Raw genomic sequence first — 20,897 nt, 5'->3', positions numbered from 1 at the left:
AGAAGCCCCCCGTCAGAGTCCTGCCAATGCGGGGTTCGCAGGCGCGGGGCTTTTTTGTATGATGTCCGACCCGTGCGCACAGGGCGCCGATTGAGGTTGAGCATGCAGGCCGTAGAAGTGAAGAGCTTCCTTGAAGGAAAGCTGCCCGGAACGTTGGTAGAAGTTGAGGGCGAAGGCTGCAATTTCCAGCTGAACGTGATTAGCGATGAACTGGCGGCGTTGAGCCCGGTGAAGCGTCAGCAGCAGGTCTATGCCCATTTGAACCCATGGATCACCGATGGCAGCATCCATGCGGTCACTATGAAATTTTTCAGCAGCGCGGCCTGGGCCGAGCGCACCTGAGCCCAAGGGCGTCGAGATTCTTATGGATAAATTGATTATTACCGGTGGCGTTCGTCTTGATGGCGAAATCCGTATCTCCGGGGCGAAGAACTCCGCCCTGCCGATTCTGGCTGCCACCCTGCTGTGCGATGGCCCGGTGACCGTTGGCAACCTGCCGCACCTGCACGACATCACCACCATGATCGAGCTGTTCGGTCGCATGGGCATCGAGCCGGTGATCGACGAGAAGCTCAGCGTCGAAATCGACCCACGCACCATCAAGACCCTGATCGCGCCGTACGAACTGGTGAAAACCATGCGTGCCTCGATTCTGGTACTGGGCCCGATGGTTGCGCGTTTCGGCGAAGCCGAAGTCGCCCTGCCTGGCGGTTGCGCCATCGGTTCGCGTCCGGTTGACCTGCACATCCGTGGCCTCGAAGCCATGGGCGCGGTGATCGACGTCGAAGGCGGCTACATCAAGGCCAAGGCGCCTGAAGGCGGCCTGCGCGGCGCAAGTTTCTTCTTCGATACCGTCAGTGTGACCGGTACCGAAAACATCATGATGGCGGCTGCCCTGGCCAAAGGCCGCAGCGTGCTGCAGAACGCTGCGCGCGAGCCAGAAGTGGTTGACCTGGCGAACTTCCTCAACGCCATGGGCGCCAAGGTTTCCGGCGCCGGTACCGACACCATCACCATCGATGGCGTCGAGCGTCTGGGTTCGTGCTTCTACAAAGTCATGCCTGACCGTATCGAGACCGGCACCTACCTGGTGGCCGCTGCGGTCACCGGTGGCCGTGTGAAGGTCAAGGACACCGACCCGACCATCCTCGAAGCCGTTCTGGAAAAGCTCCGTGAAGCCGGCGCTGAAGTCACCAGCGGTGACGACTGGATCGAGCTGAACATGCACGGCAAGCGCCCGAAAGCGGTCAACGTGCGCACAGCGCCGTACCCGGCGTTCCCGACCGACATGCAGGCGCAGTTCATCTCGCTCAACGCCATTGCCGAAGGCACCGGTGCAGTGATCGAGACGATCTTCGAAAACCGTTTCATGCACGTGTACGAACTGCACCGCATGGGCGCCAAGATCCAGGTCGAAGGCAACACAGCGATCGTCACCGGTACTGAAGTCCTCAAAGGCGCGCCAGTAATGGCCACCGACCTGCGTGCTTCGGCCAGCCTGGTGATCTCGGCACTGGTTGCCGAAGGCGACACCCTGATCGACCGCATCTACCACATCGACCGTGGTTACGAGTGCATCGAAGAAAAACTGCAGATGCTGGGCGCCAAGATCCGTCGCGTTCCGGGCTGATAGCTGCACTGGACACAGGGACGTGTCCACTGAATTTGTTTCGAGTCGAGGGAGGTCTTTTCATTGGATAGACGCCCTCGATGTGTGTCCGGCGCCGATTGCGACCGGACATGAGTACCTTGATAAGGACTGACGTTTCCCATGTTGACCATCGCACTGTCCAAGGGCCGCATCCTTGACGACACTCTGCCGCTTCTCGCTGAAGCCGGCATCGTGCCGACCGAGAATCCGGACAAGAGCCGCAAGCTGATCATCCCCACCACTCAGGATGACGTACGTCTGTTGATCGTGCGTGCCACCGATGTGCCGACCTATGTCGAGCATGGCGCGGCCGACCTCGGCGTCGCCGGTAAAGACGTGTTGATGGAATACACCGGTCAGGGCCTGTACGAGCCGCTGGATCTGCAGATTGCCCAGTGCAAGCTGATGACCGCCGGCAAGATCGGTGCGCCGGAACCCAAGGGCCGTCTGCGCGTGGCGACCAAGTTCGTCAACGTTGCCAAGCGTTACTACGCCGAGCAGGGCCGTCAGGTCGACATCATCAAGCTCTACGGCTCGATGGAACTGGCGCCGCTGATCGGTCTGGCCGACAAGATCATCGACGTGGTCGACACCGGCAACACCCTGCGCGCCAATGGCCTGGAACCCCAGGAACTGATCGCCACGATCAGCTCGCGCCTGGTGGTCAACAAGGCTTCGATGAAAATGCAACACGCCCGAATCCAGGCGTTGATCGATACGCTGCGCAACGCAGTGGAATCGCGACACCGCGGCTGATGTACCTGCGCGACCCCTGGTCGCGCCGTCTATCCGCCTCATAGCCAGAATTCTCAGGTGCCCAAGCGGATCGAATGATAGTTTCGGGCGCCTGAGTTTTTTGCCATTCCTATGAGGCTCTCGCTATGACCGCACCGACTGCAATTCGCCGACTCAATGCTGCTGACCCGGATTTCGCGCATCATCTGGATCATCTGCTGAGCTGGGAAAGTGTGTCTGACGACTCGGTCAATCAGCGCGTGCTGGACATCATCAAGGCGGTGCGCGAGCGCGGTGACGCGGCGCTGGTCGAGTTCACCCAGAAGTTCGACGGCCTCGAAGTCGCCTCGATGGCTGACCTGATCCTGCCGCGCGAGCGCCTGGAACTGGCCCTGACCCGCATCACCGTGGCGCAGCGCGAAGCGCTGGAAAAAGCCGCGGCGCGGGTGCGCAGCTACCACGAAAAACAGAAGCAGGATTCCTGGAGCTACACCGAGGCCGACGGCACCGTGCTCGGGCAGAAAGTCACGCCGCTGGATCGCGCCGGCCTGTATGTGCCGGGCGGCAAGGCGTCGTACCCGTCGTCGGTGTTGATGAACGCGATTCCGGCCAAGGTCGCCGGCGTGACCGAAGTGGTCATGGTCGTGCCGACCCCGCGCGGTGAAATCAATGAGCTGGTGCTGGCGGCGGCGTGCATTGCCGGCGTTGACCGGGTGTTCACCATCGGCGGTGCGCAAGCGGTTGCCGCGCTGGCTTACGGTACTGAAAGCGTGCCACAGGTGGACAAGGTCGTCGGCCCGGGCAACATCTATGTCGCCACCGCCAAGCGTCACGTGTTCGGTCAGGTCGGCATTGACATGATCGCCGGCCCGTCGGAAATCCTCGTGGTGTGCGACGGCCAGACCGATCCGGACTGGATTGCCATGGACCTGTTTTCCCAGGCCGAGCACGACGAAGACGCGCAGGCCATTCTGGTCAGCCCCGACGCCGAGTTCCTCGACAAGGTCGCCGCCAGCATCGACAAACTGCTGCCGACCATGGACCGCGCAACCATCATCGAAACCTCGATCAATGGTCGCGGTGCACTGATTCATGTGCGCGACATGGCGCAAGCCATCGAAGTCGCCAACCGCATCGCCCCGGAACACCTTGAGCTGTCGGTCGCCGACCCACAAGCGTGGTTGCCGCAGATCCGTCACGCCGGCGCGATCTTCATGGGCCGCCACACCTCCGAAGCGCTGGGCGATTACTGCGCCGGTCCGAACCACGTGTTGCCGACTTCCGGCACCGCGCGTTTCTCCTCGCCGCTGGGTGTGTACGACTTCCAGAAACGTTCGTCGATCATCTTCTGCTCCGAGGCCGGTGCTTCCGAGCTGGGCAAGACCGCGTCGGTGCTGGCCCGCGGCGAATCCCTCAGCGCGCACGCACGCAGCGCTGAATACCGCATTAAAGATGCAGATTTTCTGCAAGGGCAGGGGGAGTGAACATGAGTAAATTCTGGAGTCCGTTCGTCAAGGATCTGGTGCCGTATGTACCGGGCGAGCAGCCGAAGCTGACCAAACTGGTCAAGCTCAACACTAACGAAAACCCCTACGGCCCGTCGCCCAAAGCTCTGGCGGCGATGCAGGTCGAGCTCAACGACAATCTGCGCCTGTACCCGGACCCGAACAGCGATCTGCTGAAAACCGCCGTCGCCAACCACTACGGCGTGCAGAGCAATCAGGTGTTCCTCGGCAACGGTTCGGACGAAGTGCTCGCGCACATTTTTCATGGTCTGTTGCAACACGAGCAGCCGCTGCTGTTCCCGGACATCAGCTACAGCTTCTATCCGGTGTATTGCGGTCTGTACGGTATCCAGTTCGATGCCGTGCCGCTGGATGCGCAGTTCCAGATCAACCCGGCGGACTACGCCAAACCGAACGGCGGGATCATCTTCCCGAACCCGAACGCACCGACCGGTTGCCTGCTGGCGCTGCAAGCGGTCGAGCAGATCCTCAAGGCCAGCCCGGATTCGGTGGTCGTGGTGGACGAGGCTTATATCGACTTCGGCGGCGAAACAGCGATCAGTCTGGTGGACCGCTATCCAAACCTGCTGGTGACCCAGACCCTGTCCAAGTCGCGCTCGCTGGCTGGCCTGCGGGTGGGTCTGGCGGTGGGGCACCCGGATCTGATCGAAGCGCTGGAGCGGATCAAGAACAGCTTCAACTCCTACCCGCTGGATCGTCTGGCGATTGTCGGCGCGGCGGCGGCGTTCGAAGATCGTGAGTACTTCGACAAGACGTGCCGTCTGGTGATCGAGAGTCGTGAGTGGGTGATCGCGCAGTTGCAGACCAAGGGCTTTGAGGTGCTGCCGTCGGCGGCGAACTTCATCTTCGCCCGTCACCCGCAACACGATGCAGCGGGGCTGGCAGCCAGGTTGCGCGAGCAGGGCGTGATCGTGCGCCACTTCAAGCAGGAGCGGATTGCCCAGTTCCTGCGGATTTCGATTGGTACGCCGGAGCAGAACCAGGCGCTGATCGACGGCCTCGGCGAACTCTAAACCGCCGCTGAACCTGTGGGAGCGAGCCTGCTCGCGAAAGCGGTTTTTCATTCAACATCCTTGCTGAATGTTTAGCCCCCTTCGCGAGCAGGCTCGCTCCCACATTGGTTTTGTGTTGGTTATTCGTGATGCGGTTCGCCAAGGAACGTCAGTGAACTGAACAGCCCGCGACTGTTCACATCAGCGCTGTCCTTCACCGGCACTTCAACCTGCGCTGCAATCACGTTCAACCCTTCATTACGCACCAGCACCTGCGCGCGTCCGTCCTTGTCCGTCTCGGTGCTCAGAGTGTTCGGCGCATTACGATAGTCGCCAATCAGCTTCACGCCCGCTGCCGGTTTGCCATCGAGCAGCACCCGTACCGGCAGTGATTTGCCCGGGCCGACGGTCAGTGGGTCGACCTCCGGCAAAATCAGCAACTTGATCTGCTCGAGCCTCGGCAACTTCGCCCCCGGCTGATAAATCGCCAGGCTGTATTTGAACGTCTCGGTGGCTTCGACAGCGCCCGGCACTTTGCTGCGGCCTTCGTTGATCCATTTCTTGTCGGCGGTTTGCGACCACATGCCGTTGTTCAGTGCGACGGCCAGTACTGCCGGCGGCTTGAGAGGCTTGAGACGTGCGTGATCAGCCAGGCGTTCGACGCTGACCGGGATCATCTTGCCACCGGCATCGTAGGCCCAGGCGCCGCTGATTTTCTGCGCCTTGAAGGCATTGTCTTCGGCGCCGTGGCCGTAGACCACTTCGATGTTGCCGCGCCGTTGTTCGGTCCACAGGCCGTGGGCCGAGGCCTGAGTGGCGAACAGGGCGGCGATGATCAGCAGGGTTTTGCCGTATTGCATGGTGACGTCCTTTTACAGGTTGAGTGTCAGGCTGACGGTGAAATTGCGCGGCTCGCCGGGGTTGACCCAGTAATTGCTGTAGGAGCGCTCGTAGTATTTTTCGTCGAAGAGGTTGTTCAGGTTCAGGCCAACCGTGACGTTGTCGCTGGCCTTGTAATGGGCCAGCAGATCGACGGTGTGATAGGCCGGCATTTCAAAATCACCGCCGGCTTCACCGGAGCGATCACCGACATAGGTGAACGCCGCGCCGACGTCCGAGCCGCGCAAATGGCCGTCCTGAAACTCGTAGACGCCGAGCAGGCTGCCACTGCGCTTGGCTACGCCAAGGATGCGGCTGCCGGTCGGGATTGCCGCGTCGCCCTTGGTCACTTCAGCGTCGATGTAAGCGAAGGCACCAATCACCCGCACGGCATCGGTCACTTGCCCGGTCACTTGCCAGTCGAAACCGCGACTGCGCGCCTTGCCCATCGCGCGGCTGGTGTCGGTGCCCGGGTCGAGGGCGAGGACGTTCTCCTTGTCGATGTGGAAGAAAGCGAGGGTGCTGCTCAGGCGCTCGTCGAACAGTTCGTTCTTGATGCCGATTTCGTAACCGATGCCCTCTTCGGGATCGAAGGATTTGCCGGAGGCGTCGAGGCCGTTATTCGGTTTGAACGAGGTCGAGGCGTTGGCGAACAGGCCGGTGTTTGGCGTCAACTGATAGAGCAGGCCGGCGCGTTGGGTGAGGGCGTCGTGAGTCTGCTGGCTTTTGGCATTGCGGGTGTGATCGTCGATGCGTTGATCAAAGTGCTCGAAGCGTGCACCGATCATCCCGCGCAGTTTGTCGGTGAAGATGATTTGATCCTGCAGGTTCAGTGCGTGGCTTTCGACGTGTTCGAAGAAGTCAGTACCCGAGCGTGGGCCGTTGGGTTTCGGTTGGCCGTAGATCGGCTTGTAGATGTCGATGGCGTAGGGACCGCCAGCGATGGTAGTGACGCGTTCGTTCTTGCGGAAGTTCTCGTATTCGGTGCCGATCAGCAGTTCGTGCTGCCATGGGCCGAGGTCGAACAGACCGCGCAGCTCCAATTGGGTGATGCTGTCGTGCCAGTGAGTGTCCCGTTCGCGGTAGCGTCGGTTGACGGTGTGACCATCGGCGTTCAGCGCACGACTTTCAGACGCGTCGCCCCACAGTTTGCCTTCCTTGTAGTGGCTGGCCAGACGCAGTTTCCAGCTGTCGTTGAGGTGATGTTCGAGGTTGGCCTGGAGCAGGTTGTTGTGGTTGTCGATGTTGCCGTCGTTCGGTTCACCGAGGAAGGTCGAGCGCGAAACGCCGCTCCATTTGTTGTTCGGCGCGACGATTCCTCGGTCGAACGTGGAGTTGTGCCGAAGGATTTCGCTTTCCACCAACAACGAAGTGTCCGGGCTCAGTTGCCAACTGATCGAAGGTGCGACGAATACCCGCTGGCTGTCGACGTGATCACGGAAGCTATGGTTGTCTTCGACCGCCAGGTTGATCCGCGAGAGCACATCACCCTGTTCGTCGAGCGGCGTGTTGACGTCCAGTGCCGTGCGATAACGATCCCAGCTGCCAGCGCTGGTCTGCAGAGTGGTGAACGCTTCGGGCTGCGGTTTTTTGGTGACGATGTTCACCGTGCCGCCCGGATCGCCTCGGCCATACAGGCTCGCAGCCGGGCCTTTGAGGACTTCGATGCGCTCCACATTGGCGGCGTCGGGTGTGGCCGGATAGCCGCGATTGGCGCTGAAACCGTCCTTGTAGAATTCCGAGGTGGTGAAGCCGCGCACGCTGTATTCGTACAGCGTCAGGCCGCCAAAATTGTTCTGCTTCGACACGCCGCCGGCAAACTCCAGTGCGCGTTCGACATTGTGGCTGCCCAGATCCTTGAGCACGCTGGCCGGCACCACGCTGATCGCTTGGGGAATGTCGCGGATGGCGGTGTCGGTTTTGGTTGCACTGGCGGAGCGCGTCGTGCGGTAGCCGCTGACCGGCCCGCTGGCGGATTCGTAATCGGAAGTGACGCTGATGGCGTCGAGTTCGAGGGGTTGCGGATCTTCGGCGAAGACCGGATCGCCCAGCAGGCCCAGGGTCAGGCCAAGCAGTGAAGCCTTTTTTCGAGACGACATGTTATGTTGTTCCAATCGTTAAATTGAAACAATATAACATGTCTGTTGAGAGTGCCTTTCATTCGCGCACTTCGGCGCGAATAAAGTTTTACTCTTGTTCTTTCACCGGAGCCGGCGGCGGACGCAGGCCGATTTCTGCGGTCAGCTTGATCTCCTTGCCGTTGCGCATGACCTGAATCGTGACCTTGTCGGTCGGTTTGATCCGCGCCACCTGGTTCATGGACTTGCGGCCATCACCGGCCGGTTCGCCGTCGATGCTCAGAATCACGTCACCCAGTTGCAGGCCGGCCTTCTGTGCCGGGCCATCGCGGAAGATTCCCGCCACGACAATCCCCGGACGTCCGGACAGGCCAAACGATTCGGCCAGTTCCTGGGTCAGCGGCTGCACTTCAATACCGAGCCAGCCACGAATCACCTGACCGTGCTCGATGATCGACTTCATTACTTCCATTGCCAGTTTCACCGGGATCGCAAAACCGATGCCCTGCGAGCCACCGGACTTGGAGAAGATCGCCGTGTTGATCCCGGTGAGGTTGCCGTTGGCATCGACCAGTGCGCCGCCGGAGTTGCCCGGGTTGATCGCCGCGTCGGTCTGGATGAAGTCTTCGTAGTTGTTCAGGCCCAACTGGTTACGCCCGGTGGCGCTGATGATGCCCATGGTCACGGTCTGGCCGACGCCGAACGGGTTGCCGATGGCCAGCGCGACGTCGCCGATGCGGATGCTGTCGGAGCGGCCGACGGTGATCGCCGGGAGGTTTTTCAGGTCGATCTTCAACACCGCGAGGTCGGTTTCCGGGTCGCTGCCGATGACGCGGGCGAGGGTTTCGCGACCGTCCTTGAGCGCCACCACGATCTGGTCGGCGCCGGTGGTCACGTGGTTGTTGGTCAGAATGTAGCCTTCGGGGCTCATGATCACGCCGGAACCGAGGCTCGATTCCATGCGTTTCTGCTTCGGCGAGTTGTCACCGAAGAAGCGCCGGAACTGCGGGTCTTCAAACAGCGGGTGCGCCGGTTTGTTGATGACCTTGGTGGTGTAGAGGTTGACCACCGACGGTGCGGCGATGGTCACCGCGTCGGCATAGGACACCGGCCCCTGCTGCACACTGGTGGTTTGCGGGGCCTGTTGCAGGTTGACGTCGAGGCTCGGCAGCCCGACCCACTGCGGGTAACGCTGAATAATCAACAGAGCGATAAGCACACCGGCCAACAGCGGCCAGCCGAAAAAACGCAGCGCCTTGAGCATTAAGCACGTCCTGGAAAAGTTGCAGGCGGGGTCAGACCGCCCATAATGTCGCGCATTATACGAGGCCGCGCGCGCCTCTGAACGGGATATTTAGGAGTCTTTCATGGCCGTCGCCCTCAGCACCCTCGTCGAAGAAGCCGACCGTTACCTTGGCAGTGCAAAAATCGCCGATTATTGCCCCAACGGACTGCAGGTCGAAGGCCGTCCGCAAGTGATGCGCATCGTCAGTGGCGTCACCGCCAGTCAGGCCTTGCTCGATGCCGCCGTGGAAGCCGAGGCCGATCTGGTGCTGGTGCATCACGGTTATTTCTGGAAAGGCGAGAACCCGTGCATCACCGGCATGAAGCAGCGTCGCTTGAAGACGTTGCTCAAGCACGACATCAGCCTGCTCGCCTACCACTTGCCGCTGGATCTGCACCCGGAGGTCGGCAATAACGTGCAACTGGCGCGTCAGCTGGACATCACCGTCGAAGGGCCGCTGGACCCGGACAACCTGAAAATCGTCGGGCTGGTCGGGTCGTTGAGCGAGCCAATGACTCCGCGTGATTTCGCGCGAAAAGTCCAGGAAGTCATGGGCCGCGAGCCGCTGCTGGTCGAGGGCACTGCGATGATTCGTCGGGTCGGCTGGTGCACTGGCGGCGGGCAGGGTTATATCGATCAGGGCGTGGCGGCGGGTGTTGATCTGTTCCTCAGCGGCGAAGCCTCCGAGCAGACCTTCCACAGCGCTCGGGAAAACGACGTCAGCTTCATCGCCGCCGGCCACCACGCCACCGAGCGCTATGGCGTACAGGCGCTGGGTGACTACCTGGCAAAACGTTTCGCCCTCGAACACATCTTCATCGATTGCCCGAACCCGATCTGACCTATCACCGTTCCCTGTGTACCTGCGTAGGAGCTGCCGAAGGCTGCGATCTTTTGACTTTGTTTTTTAAAAGCAAGATCAAAAGATCGCAGCCTTCGGCAGCTCCTACAGGGGAGAACCGGGGCAAACCGGTGGGCATATTGATATGCCCTTTCGATCTAGTAGGTGTCCTGATTAGAAGAGGTCGCTGTGCTAGGATTCCCCGCTCGAACACGGCCCGCTGGCCGTTCATAAGAAAGTTTTCGTGAGTAGCCATGGTCGACAAACTGACGCATCTGAAACAGCTGGAGGCGGAAAGCATCCACATCATCCGCGAGGTGGCCGCCGAGTTCGACAACCCGGTGATGCTGTACTCCATCGGTAAAGACTCCGCCGTGATGCTGCATCTGGCACGCAAGGCGTTCTTCCCGGGCAAACTGCCGTTTCCGGTGATGCACGTCGACACTCGCTGGAAATTCCAGGAAATGTACAAGTTCCGCGACAAGATGGTCGAAGAGCTGGGCCTGGACCTGATCACCCACATCAACCCCGATGGCGTGGCGCAGAACATCAACCCGTTCACCCACGGCAGTGCCAAGCACACCGATATCATGAAGACTGAGGGCCTCAAGCAGGCGCTCGACAAGCATGGTTTCGACGCAGCGTTCGGCGGCGCCCGTCGCGATGAAGAGAAATCCCGCGCCAAGGAGCGCGTGTACTCGTTCCGCGACAGCAAGCACCGCTGGGATCCGAAGAACCAGCGTCCGGAGCTGTGGAACGTCTACAACGGCAAGGTCAACAAGGGCGAATCCATTCGGGTGTTCCCGTTGTCGAACTGGACCGAGCTGGACATTTGGCAGTACATCTACCTCGAAGGCATCCCGATTGTGCCGCTGTACTTCGCCGCCGAGCGTGAAGTGATCGAGAAGAACGGCACGCTGATCATGATCGACGACGACCGTATCCTCGAACACCTGTCCGATGAGGACAAGGCACGCATCGTCAAAAAGAAAGTGCGTTTCCGTACCCTTGGCTGCTACCCGTTGACGGGCGCGGTGGAGTCCGAGGCTGAAACCCTCACGGACATCATTCAGGAAATGCTCCTGACGCGAACTTCCGAGCGCCAGGGCCGGGTCATCGACCACGATGGCGCAGGCTCGATGGAAGACAAGAAACGTCAGGGTTATTTCTAAGGGGTTGTCATGTCGCACGCATCTGATTTGATCAGCGAGGACATCCTCGCCTACCTGGGCCAGCACGAACGTAAAGAGCTGCTGCGCTTTTTGACCTGCGGTAACGTCGATGACGGCAAGAGCACCCTGATCGGGCGTCTGCTGCACGACTCCAAGATGATCTACGAAGATCACCTGGAAGCGATTACCCGCGATTCGAAGAAAGTCGGCACCACCGGTGACGACATCGACCTGGCGTTGCTGGTCGACGGCCTGCAGGCCGAGCGTGAGCAGGGCATCACCATCGATGTCGCCTACCGCTATTTCTCCACCGCCAAACGCAAATTCATCATCGCCGACACCCCAGGCCATGAGCAGTACACCCGCAACATGGCCACCGGTGCGTCCACCTGTGACCTGGCGATCATCCTGGTCGACGCCCGTTACGGCGTGCAGACCCAGACCCGTCGCCACAGCTTCATCGCCTCGCTGCTGGGCATCAAACACATTGTTGTCGCCATCAACAAGATGGACCTGAAAGACTTCGATGAAGGCGTATTCGAGTCGATCAAGGCCGACTACCTGAAGTTTGCCGAAGGCTTGAAGATGAAGCCGACCAGCATGCACTTCGTGCCGATGTCTGCTCTCAAGGGCGACAACGTGGTGAACAAGTCCGAGCGCTCGCCGTGGTACACCGGCCAGTCGTTGATGGAAATTCTCGAGACCGTGGAAGTGGCGGGCGACCGCAACTTCACCGATCTGCGTTTCCCGGTGCAGTACGTCAACCGTCCGAATCTGAACTTCCGCGGTTTCGCCGGCACGCTGGCCAGCGGCATCGTGCACAAGGGCGACGAAGTGGTTGTTCTGCCGTCGGGCAAGAGCAGTCGCGTCAAATCCATCGTCACCTTCGAAGGTGAACTGGAGCACGCAGGCCCTGGTCAGGCGGTGACGCTGACGATGGAAGATGAAATCGACATCTCCCGCGGCGACTTGCTGGTGCATGCCGACAACGTGCCGCCAGTCACCGACAGCTTCGAAGCGATGCTGGTGTGGATGGCTGAAGAGCCGATGCTGCCGGGCAAGAAGTACGACATCAAACGCGCGACCAGTTACGTGCCGGGCTCGATTGCCAGCATCGTCAACAAGGTCGACGTGAACACCCTTGAAGAAGGCCCGGCGAGCGCGTTGCAGCTCAACGAAATCGGCAAGGTGAAGATCGCGCTCGACGCGCCGATCGCTCTCGACGGTTACGACAGCAACCGCACCACTGGCGCGTTCATCGTTATTGATCGCCTGACCAACGGCACCGTCGGCGCCGGCATGATCGTTGCTCAGCCAGTGGCTCACGGGACTGCTTCGCACCACGGCAAACTGGCTCATGTTGCCACTGAGGAACGTGCCCAGCGCTTCGGCCAGCAACCGGCGACCGTGCTGTTCAGCGGTCTGTCGGGCGCGGGCAAGAGCACGCTGGCCTATGCGGTCGAGCGCAAGCTGTTCGACATGGGCCGTGCAGTGTTTGTGCTGGATGGTCAGAATCTGCGTCAGGATCTGAACAAAGGCCTGCCGCAGGATCGTGCCGGTCGTACCGAGAACTGGCGTCGTGCTGCGCATGTGGCGCGTCAGTTCAACGAGGCCGGTCTGTTGACCCTGGCTGCGTTTGTGGCGCCGAGCGCTGAAGGTCGTGAGCAGGCCAGGGATCTGATCGGCAAGGAGCGTCTGCTGACGGTTTATGTGCAGGCTTCGCCGGCGGTGTGTGCCGAGCGTGATCCGCAGGGCTTGTATGCTGCGGGTGGCGATAATATTCCGGGTGAGTCCTTCCCGTACGATGTGCCGCTGAATGCCGATCTGGTGATCGATACGCAGTCGCTGTCGCTGGAAGAAAGCGTCAAGCAGGTGTTGGATCTGCTGCGCAAGCGTGGCGCGATTTAAGCGTTAGCCGGAAATGAAAGGCCCGCGGATGAGTGATCATTGGCGGGCTTTTTTTTGGGGGTGATTCGGTCAAGTGTGGGAGCTGGCCTGCCGGCGATGGCGGGCTTTGGGCCGACCATGCTCCTGGGGTTTTGGGTGTATATCCGTTGCTGCGGTAACGGCTGATTATGGTTCCGCCCTTACGGCGGGTCACCTTTTCCAAACGCCGAAAAGGTAACCCAAAAGGCTTGCTCCTGCGTTCGGCCCGCTCGCTGGGGCTCGGGGTCCCTTCGCTCCGGGATTGATCCGGGCGCAGCGCCTACGGTTTGCTTCGCTGCACCTCCTCTCGCTGTGTTTGGCTTCGCCAAACGGTCGCTGCGCTCCCACCCCCGGATCAATCCCTCCACTCAGCCTTCCGATGTCGCCTGTGAGTCAAGATCAAGATCAAGAGCTGCAGCCGAGCTTGCGCTCATCCTGGAGTGGGGCGGCTGCGCCGCGTGCGGGTTGTACTTATCTTCCCTGTAGGAGCTGCCGAAGGCTGCGATCTTTTGATCTTGATTTTGTGGGAGCTGGCTTGCCAGCGAAGGCGGCCTGCGAGCGACCAATCTCCAACTGGATACACTTGATCCAATTGTAGGAGTGAGCCTGCTCGCGATGGCGGTGTGTCATTCAACATTGGGAGGGGCTGATCCACTGCTATCGCGAGCAGGCTCACTCCTGCAGGGATTAGCGTTTGTCTGGGAATTCGCGGTGCATCTGTTCCAGCAGCGCATCCTTGTCCTGCCACAGCTGATTGATCCAGCCCTGGAATTGCAGGCGATATTCGCCGTCCTGGTCGTAGTTCTTGCCGATGAAGGCCGGCGGGATTTTCAGTTCTTCAAAGTGCACCACCACGTCGCGCACGTTGCCGCACAGCAGATCCCAGAAACCCGGACGCCCGCCCGGGTAGTGAATGGTCACGTTGACGATCGACTCCAGTTGCTCACCCATCGCGTCCAGCACGAAGGCGATGCCACCCGCCTTGGGTTTGAGCAGGTATTTGAACGGCGACTGCTGCTGCGCGTGCTTGCCTTCGGTGAAGCGTGTGCCTTCGACGAAGTTGAAAATCCCCACCGGGTTGTTGCGGAATTTCGCGCAGGTCTTGCGCGTGGTTTCCAGGTCTTTGCCTTTCTTCTCCGGGTGCTTTTCCAGGTACGCCTTGGAGTAGCGCTTCATGAACGGGAAGCCCAGCGCCCACCAGGCCAGACCGATCACCGGGACCCAGATCAGCTCTTGCTTGAGGAAGAATTTCAGCGGCTGGATCCGGCGGTTGAGCACGTATTGCAGCACCAGAATGTCGACCCAGCTCTGGTGGTTGCTGGTGATCAGGTACGAGTGTTGGTAGTCCAGACCTTGCAGGCCGCTGATGTGCCAGCGCGTGCGGCGCACCAGGTTCATCCAGCCTTTGTTGTTGCTGATCCAGGCTTCGTGGGTGTGGCTCATCAGCCACAGTGAGGCGCGGCGTGCGAGGTCGAACGGCAGCACTTTGATCAGCGCCACGCAGAACAGGAACGAGCACAGCAAAATCGTATTGAGCGCCAACAGCAGCGCGGCGATGACGCCGCGAATCGGGGCGGGCAGGAAGTCCAGCATTTACACATCCATAGGTCGGTTGGCGGCTTGAATCGCGGTCAGGGCGATGGTGTAGACGATGTCGTCGACCTGCGCGCCGCGCGGCAGATCGTTCACCGGTTTGCGCAGGCCTTGCAGCATCGGGCCGAGGCTGACGCAGTCGGCGCTGCGCTGCACGGCTTTGTGGGTGGTGTTGCCGGTGTTCAGGTCGGGGAACACGAACACCGTGGCGCGACCGGCCACCTGGCTGTTCGGCGCCAGTTGCCGGGCGACGTCTGCGTTGGCAGCGGCGTCGTATTGCAGCGGGCCGTCGATCAGCAGCGAGTGCTGTTGCTCGTGGGCGAGCAGGGTGGCTTCGCGGACTTTCTCGACTTCTTCGCCTGTGGCCGATTCGCCGCTGGAGTAACTGATCATCGCCACCCGCGGGGTGATGCCGAATGCTGCTGCGGAATCCGCGCTTTGCAGGGCGATCTCCGCCAGTTCGGCAGCGCTCGGGTGCGGGTTCATCACGCAGTCGCCATAGACCAGCACTTCTTCGGGGAACAGCATGAAGAACACCGACGACACCAGCGTGCAGCCGGGTGCGGTCTTGATCAGCTGCAGGGCCGGGCGGATGGTGTTGGCGGTGGTGTTGATCACGCCCGAGACCAGGCCGTCGACTTCATCCAGCGCGAGCATCATGGTGCCGATCACCACGGTGTCTTCCAGTTGCTGTTCGGCCATCGGCGCGTTGAGGCTTTTGCTTTTGCGCAGGGCGACCATCGGCTCGATGTAGCGCTCGCGGATCAGGTCCGGATCGAGAATCTCCAGCCCCGGCGGCAACTCGATGCCCTGCGCACGGGCCACGGCTTCGACGTCCTCGGGTTTGGCCAGTAACACGCAACGGGCAATGCCGCGCTCCTGGCAGATCGCCGCCGCTTGCACGGTGAGCGGCTCGCTGCCTTCGGGCAGGACGATGCGTTTGTTCGCCGACTGCGCCCGTTGAATCAGTTGATAGCGGAACACCGCTGGCGACAGACGCATTTCCCGCGGGGTGCCGCAGCGTTGATGCAGCCATTTGGCGTCGAGATGGCTGGCGACGAAGTCAGTGATGATCTCCGCGCGCTCGCGGTCATCGATGGGGATTTCCTTGTTCAGGCCATTGAGCAGGTTGGCGGTGTCGTAGGAGCCGGTGCTCACCGATAACACCGGCAGACCGGCCTGCAACGCGCCTCGGCACAAGTCCATGATGCGCGGATCGGGCAGGGTGTCGCTGGTCAACAACAGCCCGGCCAGCGGTACGCCGTTCAACGCCGCGAGGCTGACCGCGAGGATGATGTCGTCGCGGTCGCCCGGGGTCACCACCAACACGCCGGGCTTGAGCAGCTCGACGGTGTTGCGCATGGTGCGTGCGCAAATAATGATTTTGGTCATGCGCCGGGTTTCGTAATCGCCGGCGTTGAGCACCTGCGCGCCCATCAGGTCGGCGACGTCGCGGGTACGCGGTGCGTTGAGTTCGGGCTGGAACGGAATGCAACCGAGCAGACGGAAATCACCGCTGCGCAACAACGGCGAATGCTCTTTGAGGCGCGTGGCGAAGGCGTCCATGCTTTCGTCGGTCTTGACCTTGTTGAGGATCACACCGAGGACTTTCGGGTCTTTCGGGCCGCCGAACAATTGCGCCTGCAATTCGACGCGGCCGGAGAGTTCGGCGAGCACTTCATTCTCCGGCGCCGAGACCAGAATCACCTCGGCATCGAGGCTTTTCGCCAGGTGCAAATTGACCCGCGCGGCGTAACTGGCGCTGCGGGTCGGCACCATGCCTTCGACTACCAGCACGTCTTTGCCGATGGCAGCTTGCTGATACAAGGCGATGATTTCTTCGAGCAACTCATCGAGCTGACCGTCGCCGAGCATTCGCTCGACGTGGGCCAGACCCAGTGGTTGCGGCGGTTTCAGGCCGTGGGTGCGCGCCACCAGTTCAGTGGAACGCTCAGGGCCGGTGTCGCCCGGATGCGGCTGGGCAATCGGTTTGAAGAAGCCGACTTTCAGTCCGGCCCGCTCCAGGGTACGCACCAGCCCGAGGCTGATGGAGGTCAGACCCACGCCAAAATCGGTGGGCGCGATAAAAAAAGTTTGCATGCGGATTCTCTAAGGGTGCATGGCAATGGTGGCGATCTATACGTGACCGCCTACCGCAATTCAGTCGCCAAGGTTATCGCTAACCGAGCCTTGTGCGCACCAACCGCAGGCAAAGGGTTGGCCTATTTTTTCAATACGTTGCGCCGGGTCCAGGACCCAGGCCCGCGATTGCCAAGGCGGCTGGTGACGCAGGTGCTGGGTGTGGCCACAGGAAAGCTCGGCCACCCAGTGACCGTCTTCATCCTGATGGAAGCCGGTGATCGTCGAATCCCGTTTGTCCGGGTTGTGTTCGCTTTCGCGCGATTGCTTCGCTAAACTTGGCCTTTCTATATTCTTCTGCAAAAGGTCTCGCCCCATGCTGATCGCCGCCAATAAGGCTGTCTCCATCGACTATACCCTGACCAACGACGCTGGTGAGGTCATCGACAGCTCCGCCGGCGGCGCTCCGCTGGTCTACCTGCAAGGCGCAGGCAACATCATCCCGGGCCTGGAAAAAGCTCTGGAAGGCAAAGCTGTTGGTGACGAGCTGAAAGTTTCCGTTGAGCCGGAAGATGCCTACGGCGAATTCAACCCTGATCTGCTCAGCACCCTGAGCCGCAGCATGTTCGAAGGCGTTGACGAGCTGGAAGTCGGCATGCAATTCCACGCTTCGGCGCCGGACGGCCAGATGCAGATCGTGACCATCCGTGACCTGGACGGCGACGACGTCACCGTAGACGGCAACCACCCACTGGCCGGTAAGCGCCTGAACTTCGAAGTGAAGGTCGTTGATATCCGTGACGCCAGCGAGGAAGAGCTCGCTCATGGCCACGCCCATGGCGAAGGTGGCCATCACCACTGATTTTCTGCGCTAAGCTTCGAGTACTGGAGAGGCGCCTGCGGGCGCCTTTTTAGTCCGCGGCTGTCCTTGGCGCTCTCGTCAAGTGGCTGTTTCGAGTAGAACACGGGAATCTGGAGTCCGTCATGAGTGCTTTTCACGACCTTAAGTTGACAGCCCTGAATGGTCAGGAGCTACCGCTGGCGCCTTTCAAGGGCCAAGTCGTGCTGGTGGTCAACGTCGCCTCCAAATGCGGCTTGACCCCACAGTACGCGGCACTGGAAAACCTCTACCAGCAATTCAAGGGCAAGGGCTTCAGTGTGCTGGGCCTGCCGTGCAACCAGTTTGCTGGCCAGGAACCAGGCACCGAACAGGAAATCCAGGAATTCTGCAGCCTGAACTATGGCGTGACGTTTCCGTTGTCGAGCAAACTCGAAGTCAACGGTCATGATCGTCATCAGCTCTACCGCTTGCTCGCGGGAGAGGGCGCGGAGTTTCCCGGGGATATCACCTGGAACTTCGAGAAGTTTCTGCTCGGCAAGGACGGCCGGGTGCTGGCGCGATTCTCGCCGCGCACCGCGCCGGATGATCCGACAGTGATTGCCGCGATTGAAAAAGCGCTGAGCTGAACCAGCAAGATCAAAAGATCGTCCGATCGCGGCCCGAGCCTGCGGCAGCTCCTACAATCATTCGATAATTCGATGACGTGTAGGAGCTGCCGGAGGCTCGGGCCGCGATCGGACGATCTTTTTGTTTCTAATCCCTGATCACCCAAATCAATAATGCTGTTCAAGGCTTGTAACTCTCCATATTATCGCCGTCATAAAGTCATTCCCTGTGGAGCCTTCCAATGCCGGTGCAAGCCCTGTTCAAACCGTTCCACCTCGGTGCCCTTGAACTGCCGACCCGTGTGGTCATGGCGCCGATGACCCGCTCGTTTTCCCCGGGTGGTGTACCTAACTCCAAAGTGATCGAGTATTACCGTCGTCGCGCTGCGGCCGGCGTTGGCCTGATCATCACCGAAGGCACCACCGTCGGCCACGTTGCCTCCAATGGTTACCCGAACGTGCCGCAGTTCTTTGGTGAAGCACCGTTGGCCGGCTGGAAGAAAGTCGTCGACGCGGTGCATGCCGAGGGCGGCAAGATTGTTCCGCAACTGTGGCATGTCGGCAGCGTGCGCCGCATCGGCACCGAGCCGGACGCCAGCGTGCCGGGTTACGGTCCGACGGAAAAACTCAAGGACGGCCAGGTCGTGGTGCACGGCATGACCAAACAGGATATTCAGGACGTCATCGCCGCATTTGCCCAGGCGGCGAAGGATGCGCAGAGCATCGGCATGGACGGCGTGGAAATCCACGGCGCCCACGGTTACCTGATCGATCAGTTCTTTTGGGAAGGCAGCAACCAGCGCAGCGATGAATACGGTGGCAGCCTGGCCAACCGTTCGCGCTTCGCCATCGAGCTGATTCAAGCGGTGCGTGCTGCGGTCGGTGAAGGCTTCCCGATCATCTTCCGTTTCTCGCAGTGGAAACAGCAGGATTACACTGCGCGTCTGGTGCAGACCCCGGAGGCGCTGGACGAATTCCTCAAGCCGCTGGCCGATGCCGGTGTGGATATTTTCCACTGCTCGACGCGGCGTTTCTGGGAGCCTGAGTTCGACGGTTCCGAGCTGAACCTGGCCGGCTGGACGCGCAAGCTGACTGGCAAACCGACCATCACCGTAGGCAGCGTCGGCCTGGACGGCGAGTTCCTGCAGTTCATGGTCAACACCGACAAGGTCGCGCAACCGGCAAGCCTGGAGAAACTGCTTGAGCGTTTGAACAACGACGAGTTCGATCTGGTGGCAGTGGGTCGTGCGCTGCTGGTGGATCCGGACTGGGCGCTGAAAGTCCGCGAAGGGCGTGAGCAGGACATTCTGCCGTTCAGCCGCGAGGCGTTGATGACACTGGTTTAAGCGTCGCCATTACCGGCCCCTTCGCGAGCAGGCTCGCTCCCACAGGTTTCTCTGGGTTCACAAAATCCGTGTTCACTGGAGAACCCTTGTGGGAGCGAGCCTGCTCGCGAAGGCAGGTTCAAAATCTGCGGAAATCTAGGGCAATGTCTGCGCATTCGGCAACACCTGCTCCCGCACACACGCCCCACGCAAATGCTTTTCAAACTGCTCGATGATCGCCGCCCACCCCTGGCGACTGGCATGCTGCCGTGCATTCAGACGCACGCAACGTAGCGTCTCATCCTCCTCCAGCAACCAAGCCGCGGCATCGCAGAACGCCTCCTCATCCCCCGGCATCGCCAACACGCCGTTGTAGCCATGGCGAATGTGTTGCGCCGCCGCAGCCTGATCGTAAGCCACCACCCCCAGACCTGAAGCCAGCGCCTCAAGCACCACGTTGCCGAAGGTTTCGGTCATGCTCGGGAACAGAAAAATATCGCCGGACGCATAGTGCGCCGCCAGCGCTTCGCCGCGTTGTGAACCACAGAAGATCGCTTGCTGAATGTCCTTTTCCAGCGCCACACGTTGCGGTCCGTCGCCGACCACGATCAGCTTCAGCTTGCGCTGCGGATAAGTGCGGCACAGGGTGTCGAAGCAGCGCTTGAGCAGGCCGAGGTTCTTTTCCGGGGCCAGACGGCCGACGTGAATCACCGCGATGTCCTGCTCGCTCAGGCCCCATTGCTCACGCAAGCCGTTCAGGCGCTTGGCCGGGTGAAACAACTGGCTGTCCACGCCTCGGGAGAGCAGGGCGAGTCGGTCGAAATGCCGACGCTCCAGTTCCAGGCGCTGACTGACACTGGGGACCAGGGTCATCGTCGAGCGATTGTGAAACCAACGCAGATAATGGGTCAGCAAGCGCGTCAGCAAACTCAGTCCGTACTGGTGAGTGTACTGCTGGAAATTGGTGTGAAAACCGCTGACCACCGAGATCCCCAAGCGTCGCGCCGCACGCAACGCCGACAAACCGAGCGGGCCTTCGGTGGCGATGTACAAAACGTCCGGGCGATGACGCTTCCAGCGCCGCAGCAGTTTGTGCATCGACGACTGGCCCCATTGCAGACCGGGATAGCCCGGCAACGGCCAGCCCCGACACAACAGCAAGGCATCGTCCTCGACGCGCTGCGGATCCCCCGGCTGGCGCGGTCGCACCAGTTCCACCTGATGCCCGCGCGCGCGCAAGCCATCGCACAAGCGACCAAGGGTATTGGCCACCCCGTTGATTTCCGGTGGGAAAGTTTCACTGATCAGGGTGATATGCAGAGCTGTCGTCATGACCTCAGTGTCGGCTGAGGCCATGTCGTGCTTGTGA

The 20,897-nt window shown here is 60.7% G+C and carries 18 protein-coding genes; 11 read left to right on the top strand and 7 right to left on the bottom strand.

Annotated elements, in window-relative coordinates; translation table 11 throughout:
• The first annotated feature begins 102 nt into the window (after positions 1-102).
• The 5 genes from BW33_RS06350 (at position 103) to hisC (ending at position 4,925) form a co-directional block, all read left to right on the top strand.
• On the top strand, positions 103-342 hold the full coding sequence (locus BW33_RS06350) for a BolA family protein (protein ID WP_008085051.1): 240 nt from the start codon (positions 103-105) through the stop codon (positions 340-342).
• Between the two features lie 22 nt (positions 343-364).
• On the top strand, positions 365-1,630 hold the full coding sequence (gene murA, locus BW33_RS06345; RefSeq protein ID WP_047291321.1) for a UDP-N-acetylglucosamine 1-carboxyvinyltransferase: 1,266 nt from the start codon (positions 365-367) through the stop codon (positions 1,628-1,630).
• 141 nt (positions 1,631-1,771) lie between these two features.
• On the top strand, positions 1,772-2,407 hold the full coding sequence (gene hisG, locus BW33_RS06340; RefSeq protein ID WP_007912384.1) for an ATP phosphoribosyltransferase: 636 nt from the start codon (positions 1,772-1,774) through the stop codon (positions 2,405-2,407).
• A gap of 125 nt (positions 2,408-2,532) precedes the next feature.
• A complete protein-coding gene (gene hisD / locus BW33_RS06335; RefSeq protein WP_003221712.1) occupies positions 2,533-3,870 on the top strand; it encodes a histidinol dehydrogenase in 1,338 nt (445 codons plus the stop codon).
• 2 nt (positions 3,871-3,872) lie between these two features.
• A complete protein-coding gene (gene hisC / locus BW33_RS06330; RefSeq protein ID WP_047597843.1) occupies positions 3,873-4,925 on the top strand; it encodes a histidinol-phosphate transaminase in 1,053 nt (350 codons plus the stop codon).
• Positions 4,926-5,044: 119 nt separating this feature from the next.
• Here the strand turns inward: hisC and BW33_RS06325 are convergent, their stop codons facing one another.
• From BW33_RS06325 to algW, 3 genes are all read right to left on the bottom strand, one after another.
• Positions 5,045-5,764 (bottom strand): DUF4198 domain-containing protein, encoded by a 720-nt coding sequence (locus BW33_RS06325; protein WP_047597842.1) that lies wholly within the window; start codon positions 5,762-5,764, stop codon positions 5,045-5,047.
• Between the two features lie 12 nt (positions 5,765-5,776).
• Positions 5,777-7,882 (bottom strand): TonB-dependent siderophore receptor, encoded by a 2,106-nt coding sequence (locus BW33_RS06320; protein WP_047597840.1) that lies wholly within the window; start codon positions 7,880-7,882, stop codon positions 5,777-5,779.
• An 88-nt stretch (positions 7,883-7,970) separates the two neighbouring features.
• Positions 7,971-9,125: a Do family serine endopeptidase AlgW gene (gene algW / locus BW33_RS06315; protein WP_047597839.1), complete on the bottom strand. Its 1,155-nt coding sequence runs from the start codon at positions 9,123-9,125 to the stop codon at positions 7,971-7,973.
• Between the two features lie 103 nt (positions 9,126-9,228).
• Between algW and BW33_RS06310 the strand changes: the two genes are divergently transcribed.
• The 3 genes from BW33_RS06310 (at position 9,229) to cysN (ending at position 13,067) form a co-directional block, all read left to right on the top strand.
• Positions 9,229-9,987, top strand: coding sequence for a Nif3-like dinuclear metal center hexameric protein (locus BW33_RS06310; protein WP_047597837.1), 759 nt, complete (start codon positions 9,229-9,231; stop codon positions 9,985-9,987).
• A gap of 254 nt (positions 9,988-10,241) precedes the next feature.
• Positions 10,242-11,159: a sulfate adenylyltransferase subunit CysD gene (cysD, locus tag BW33_RS06305; RefSeq protein ID WP_003221715.1), complete on the top strand. Its 918-nt coding sequence runs from the start codon at positions 10,242-10,244 to the stop codon at positions 11,157-11,159.
• Between the two features lie 9 nt (positions 11,160-11,168).
• Entirely contained in the window at positions 11,169-13,067 is a 1,899-nt protein-coding gene (gene cysN / locus BW33_RS06300) for a sulfate adenylyltransferase subunit CysN (RefSeq protein WP_047597835.1), read from the top strand.
• 705 nt (positions 13,068-13,772) lie between these two features.
• Here the strand turns inward: cysN and BW33_RS06295 are convergent.
• From BW33_RS06295 to BW33_RS06285, 3 genes are read right to left on the bottom strand one after another with little or no spacing between them, the layout of a single operon-like run.
• Positions 13,773-14,678: an acyltransferase gene (locus BW33_RS06295; protein WP_047597834.1), complete on the bottom strand. Its 906-nt coding sequence runs from the start codon at positions 14,676-14,678 to the stop codon at positions 13,773-13,775.
• Complete coding sequence (gene pta / locus BW33_RS06290) at positions 14,679-16,778, bottom strand: phosphate acetyltransferase (RefSeq protein ID WP_047597833.1); 2,100 nt, start codon at positions 16,776-16,778, stop codon at positions 14,679-14,681.
• A 60-nt stretch (positions 16,779-16,838) separates the two neighbouring features.
• A complete protein-coding gene (locus BW33_RS06285; RefSeq protein ID WP_045122156.1) occupies positions 16,839-17,165 on the bottom strand; it encodes a DUF3565 domain-containing protein in 327 nt (108 codons plus the stop codon).
• Here BW33_RS06285 and BW33_RS06280 point away from each other — a divergent pair.
• The 3 genes from BW33_RS06280 (at position 17,134) to BW33_RS06270 (ending at position 19,549) form a co-directional block, all read left to right on the top strand.
• On the top strand, positions 17,134-17,619 hold the full coding sequence (locus tag BW33_RS06280) for an FKBP-type peptidyl-prolyl cis-trans isomerase (RefSeq protein WP_047597832.1): 486 nt from the start codon (positions 17,134-17,136) through the stop codon (positions 17,617-17,619). The genes BW33_RS06285 and BW33_RS06280 overlap by 32 nt on opposite strands.
• A 122-nt stretch (positions 17,620-17,741) precedes the next feature.
• Positions 17,742-18,224: a glutathione peroxidase gene (locus tag BW33_RS06275; protein WP_047597831.1), complete on the top strand. Its 483-nt coding sequence runs from the start codon at positions 17,742-17,744 to the stop codon at positions 18,222-18,224.
• Positions 18,225-18,445: 221 nt separating this feature from the next.
• A complete protein-coding gene (locus BW33_RS06270; protein ID WP_047597830.1) occupies positions 18,446-19,549 on the top strand; it encodes an NADH:flavin oxidoreductase in 1,104 nt (367 codons plus the stop codon).
• A 135-nt stretch (positions 19,550-19,684) separates the two neighbouring features.
• On the opposite strand, the gene BW33_RS06265 is transcribed toward BW33_RS06270, so the two are convergent.
• Positions 19,685-20,884 carry a glycosyltransferase family 4 protein gene (locus BW33_RS06265; protein WP_047597829.1) on the bottom strand — a complete coding sequence of 400 codons (1,200 nt, stop codon included), beginning with the start codon at positions 20,882-20,884 and terminating at the stop codon, positions 19,685-19,687.
• Between the last annotated feature and the right edge of the window lie 13 nt (positions 20,885-20,897).

Origin of the sequence: Pseudomonas sp. RIT288 (assembly GCF_000631985.1) — a bacterium.
In the GTDB taxonomy this organism is placed as follows: Bacteria; Pseudomonadota; Gammaproteobacteria; order Pseudomonadales; family Pseudomonadaceae; genus Aquipseudomonas.
Note: the sequence above shows the minus strand (reverse complement) of the source record. Positions and strands in the feature narration are given on the sequence as shown.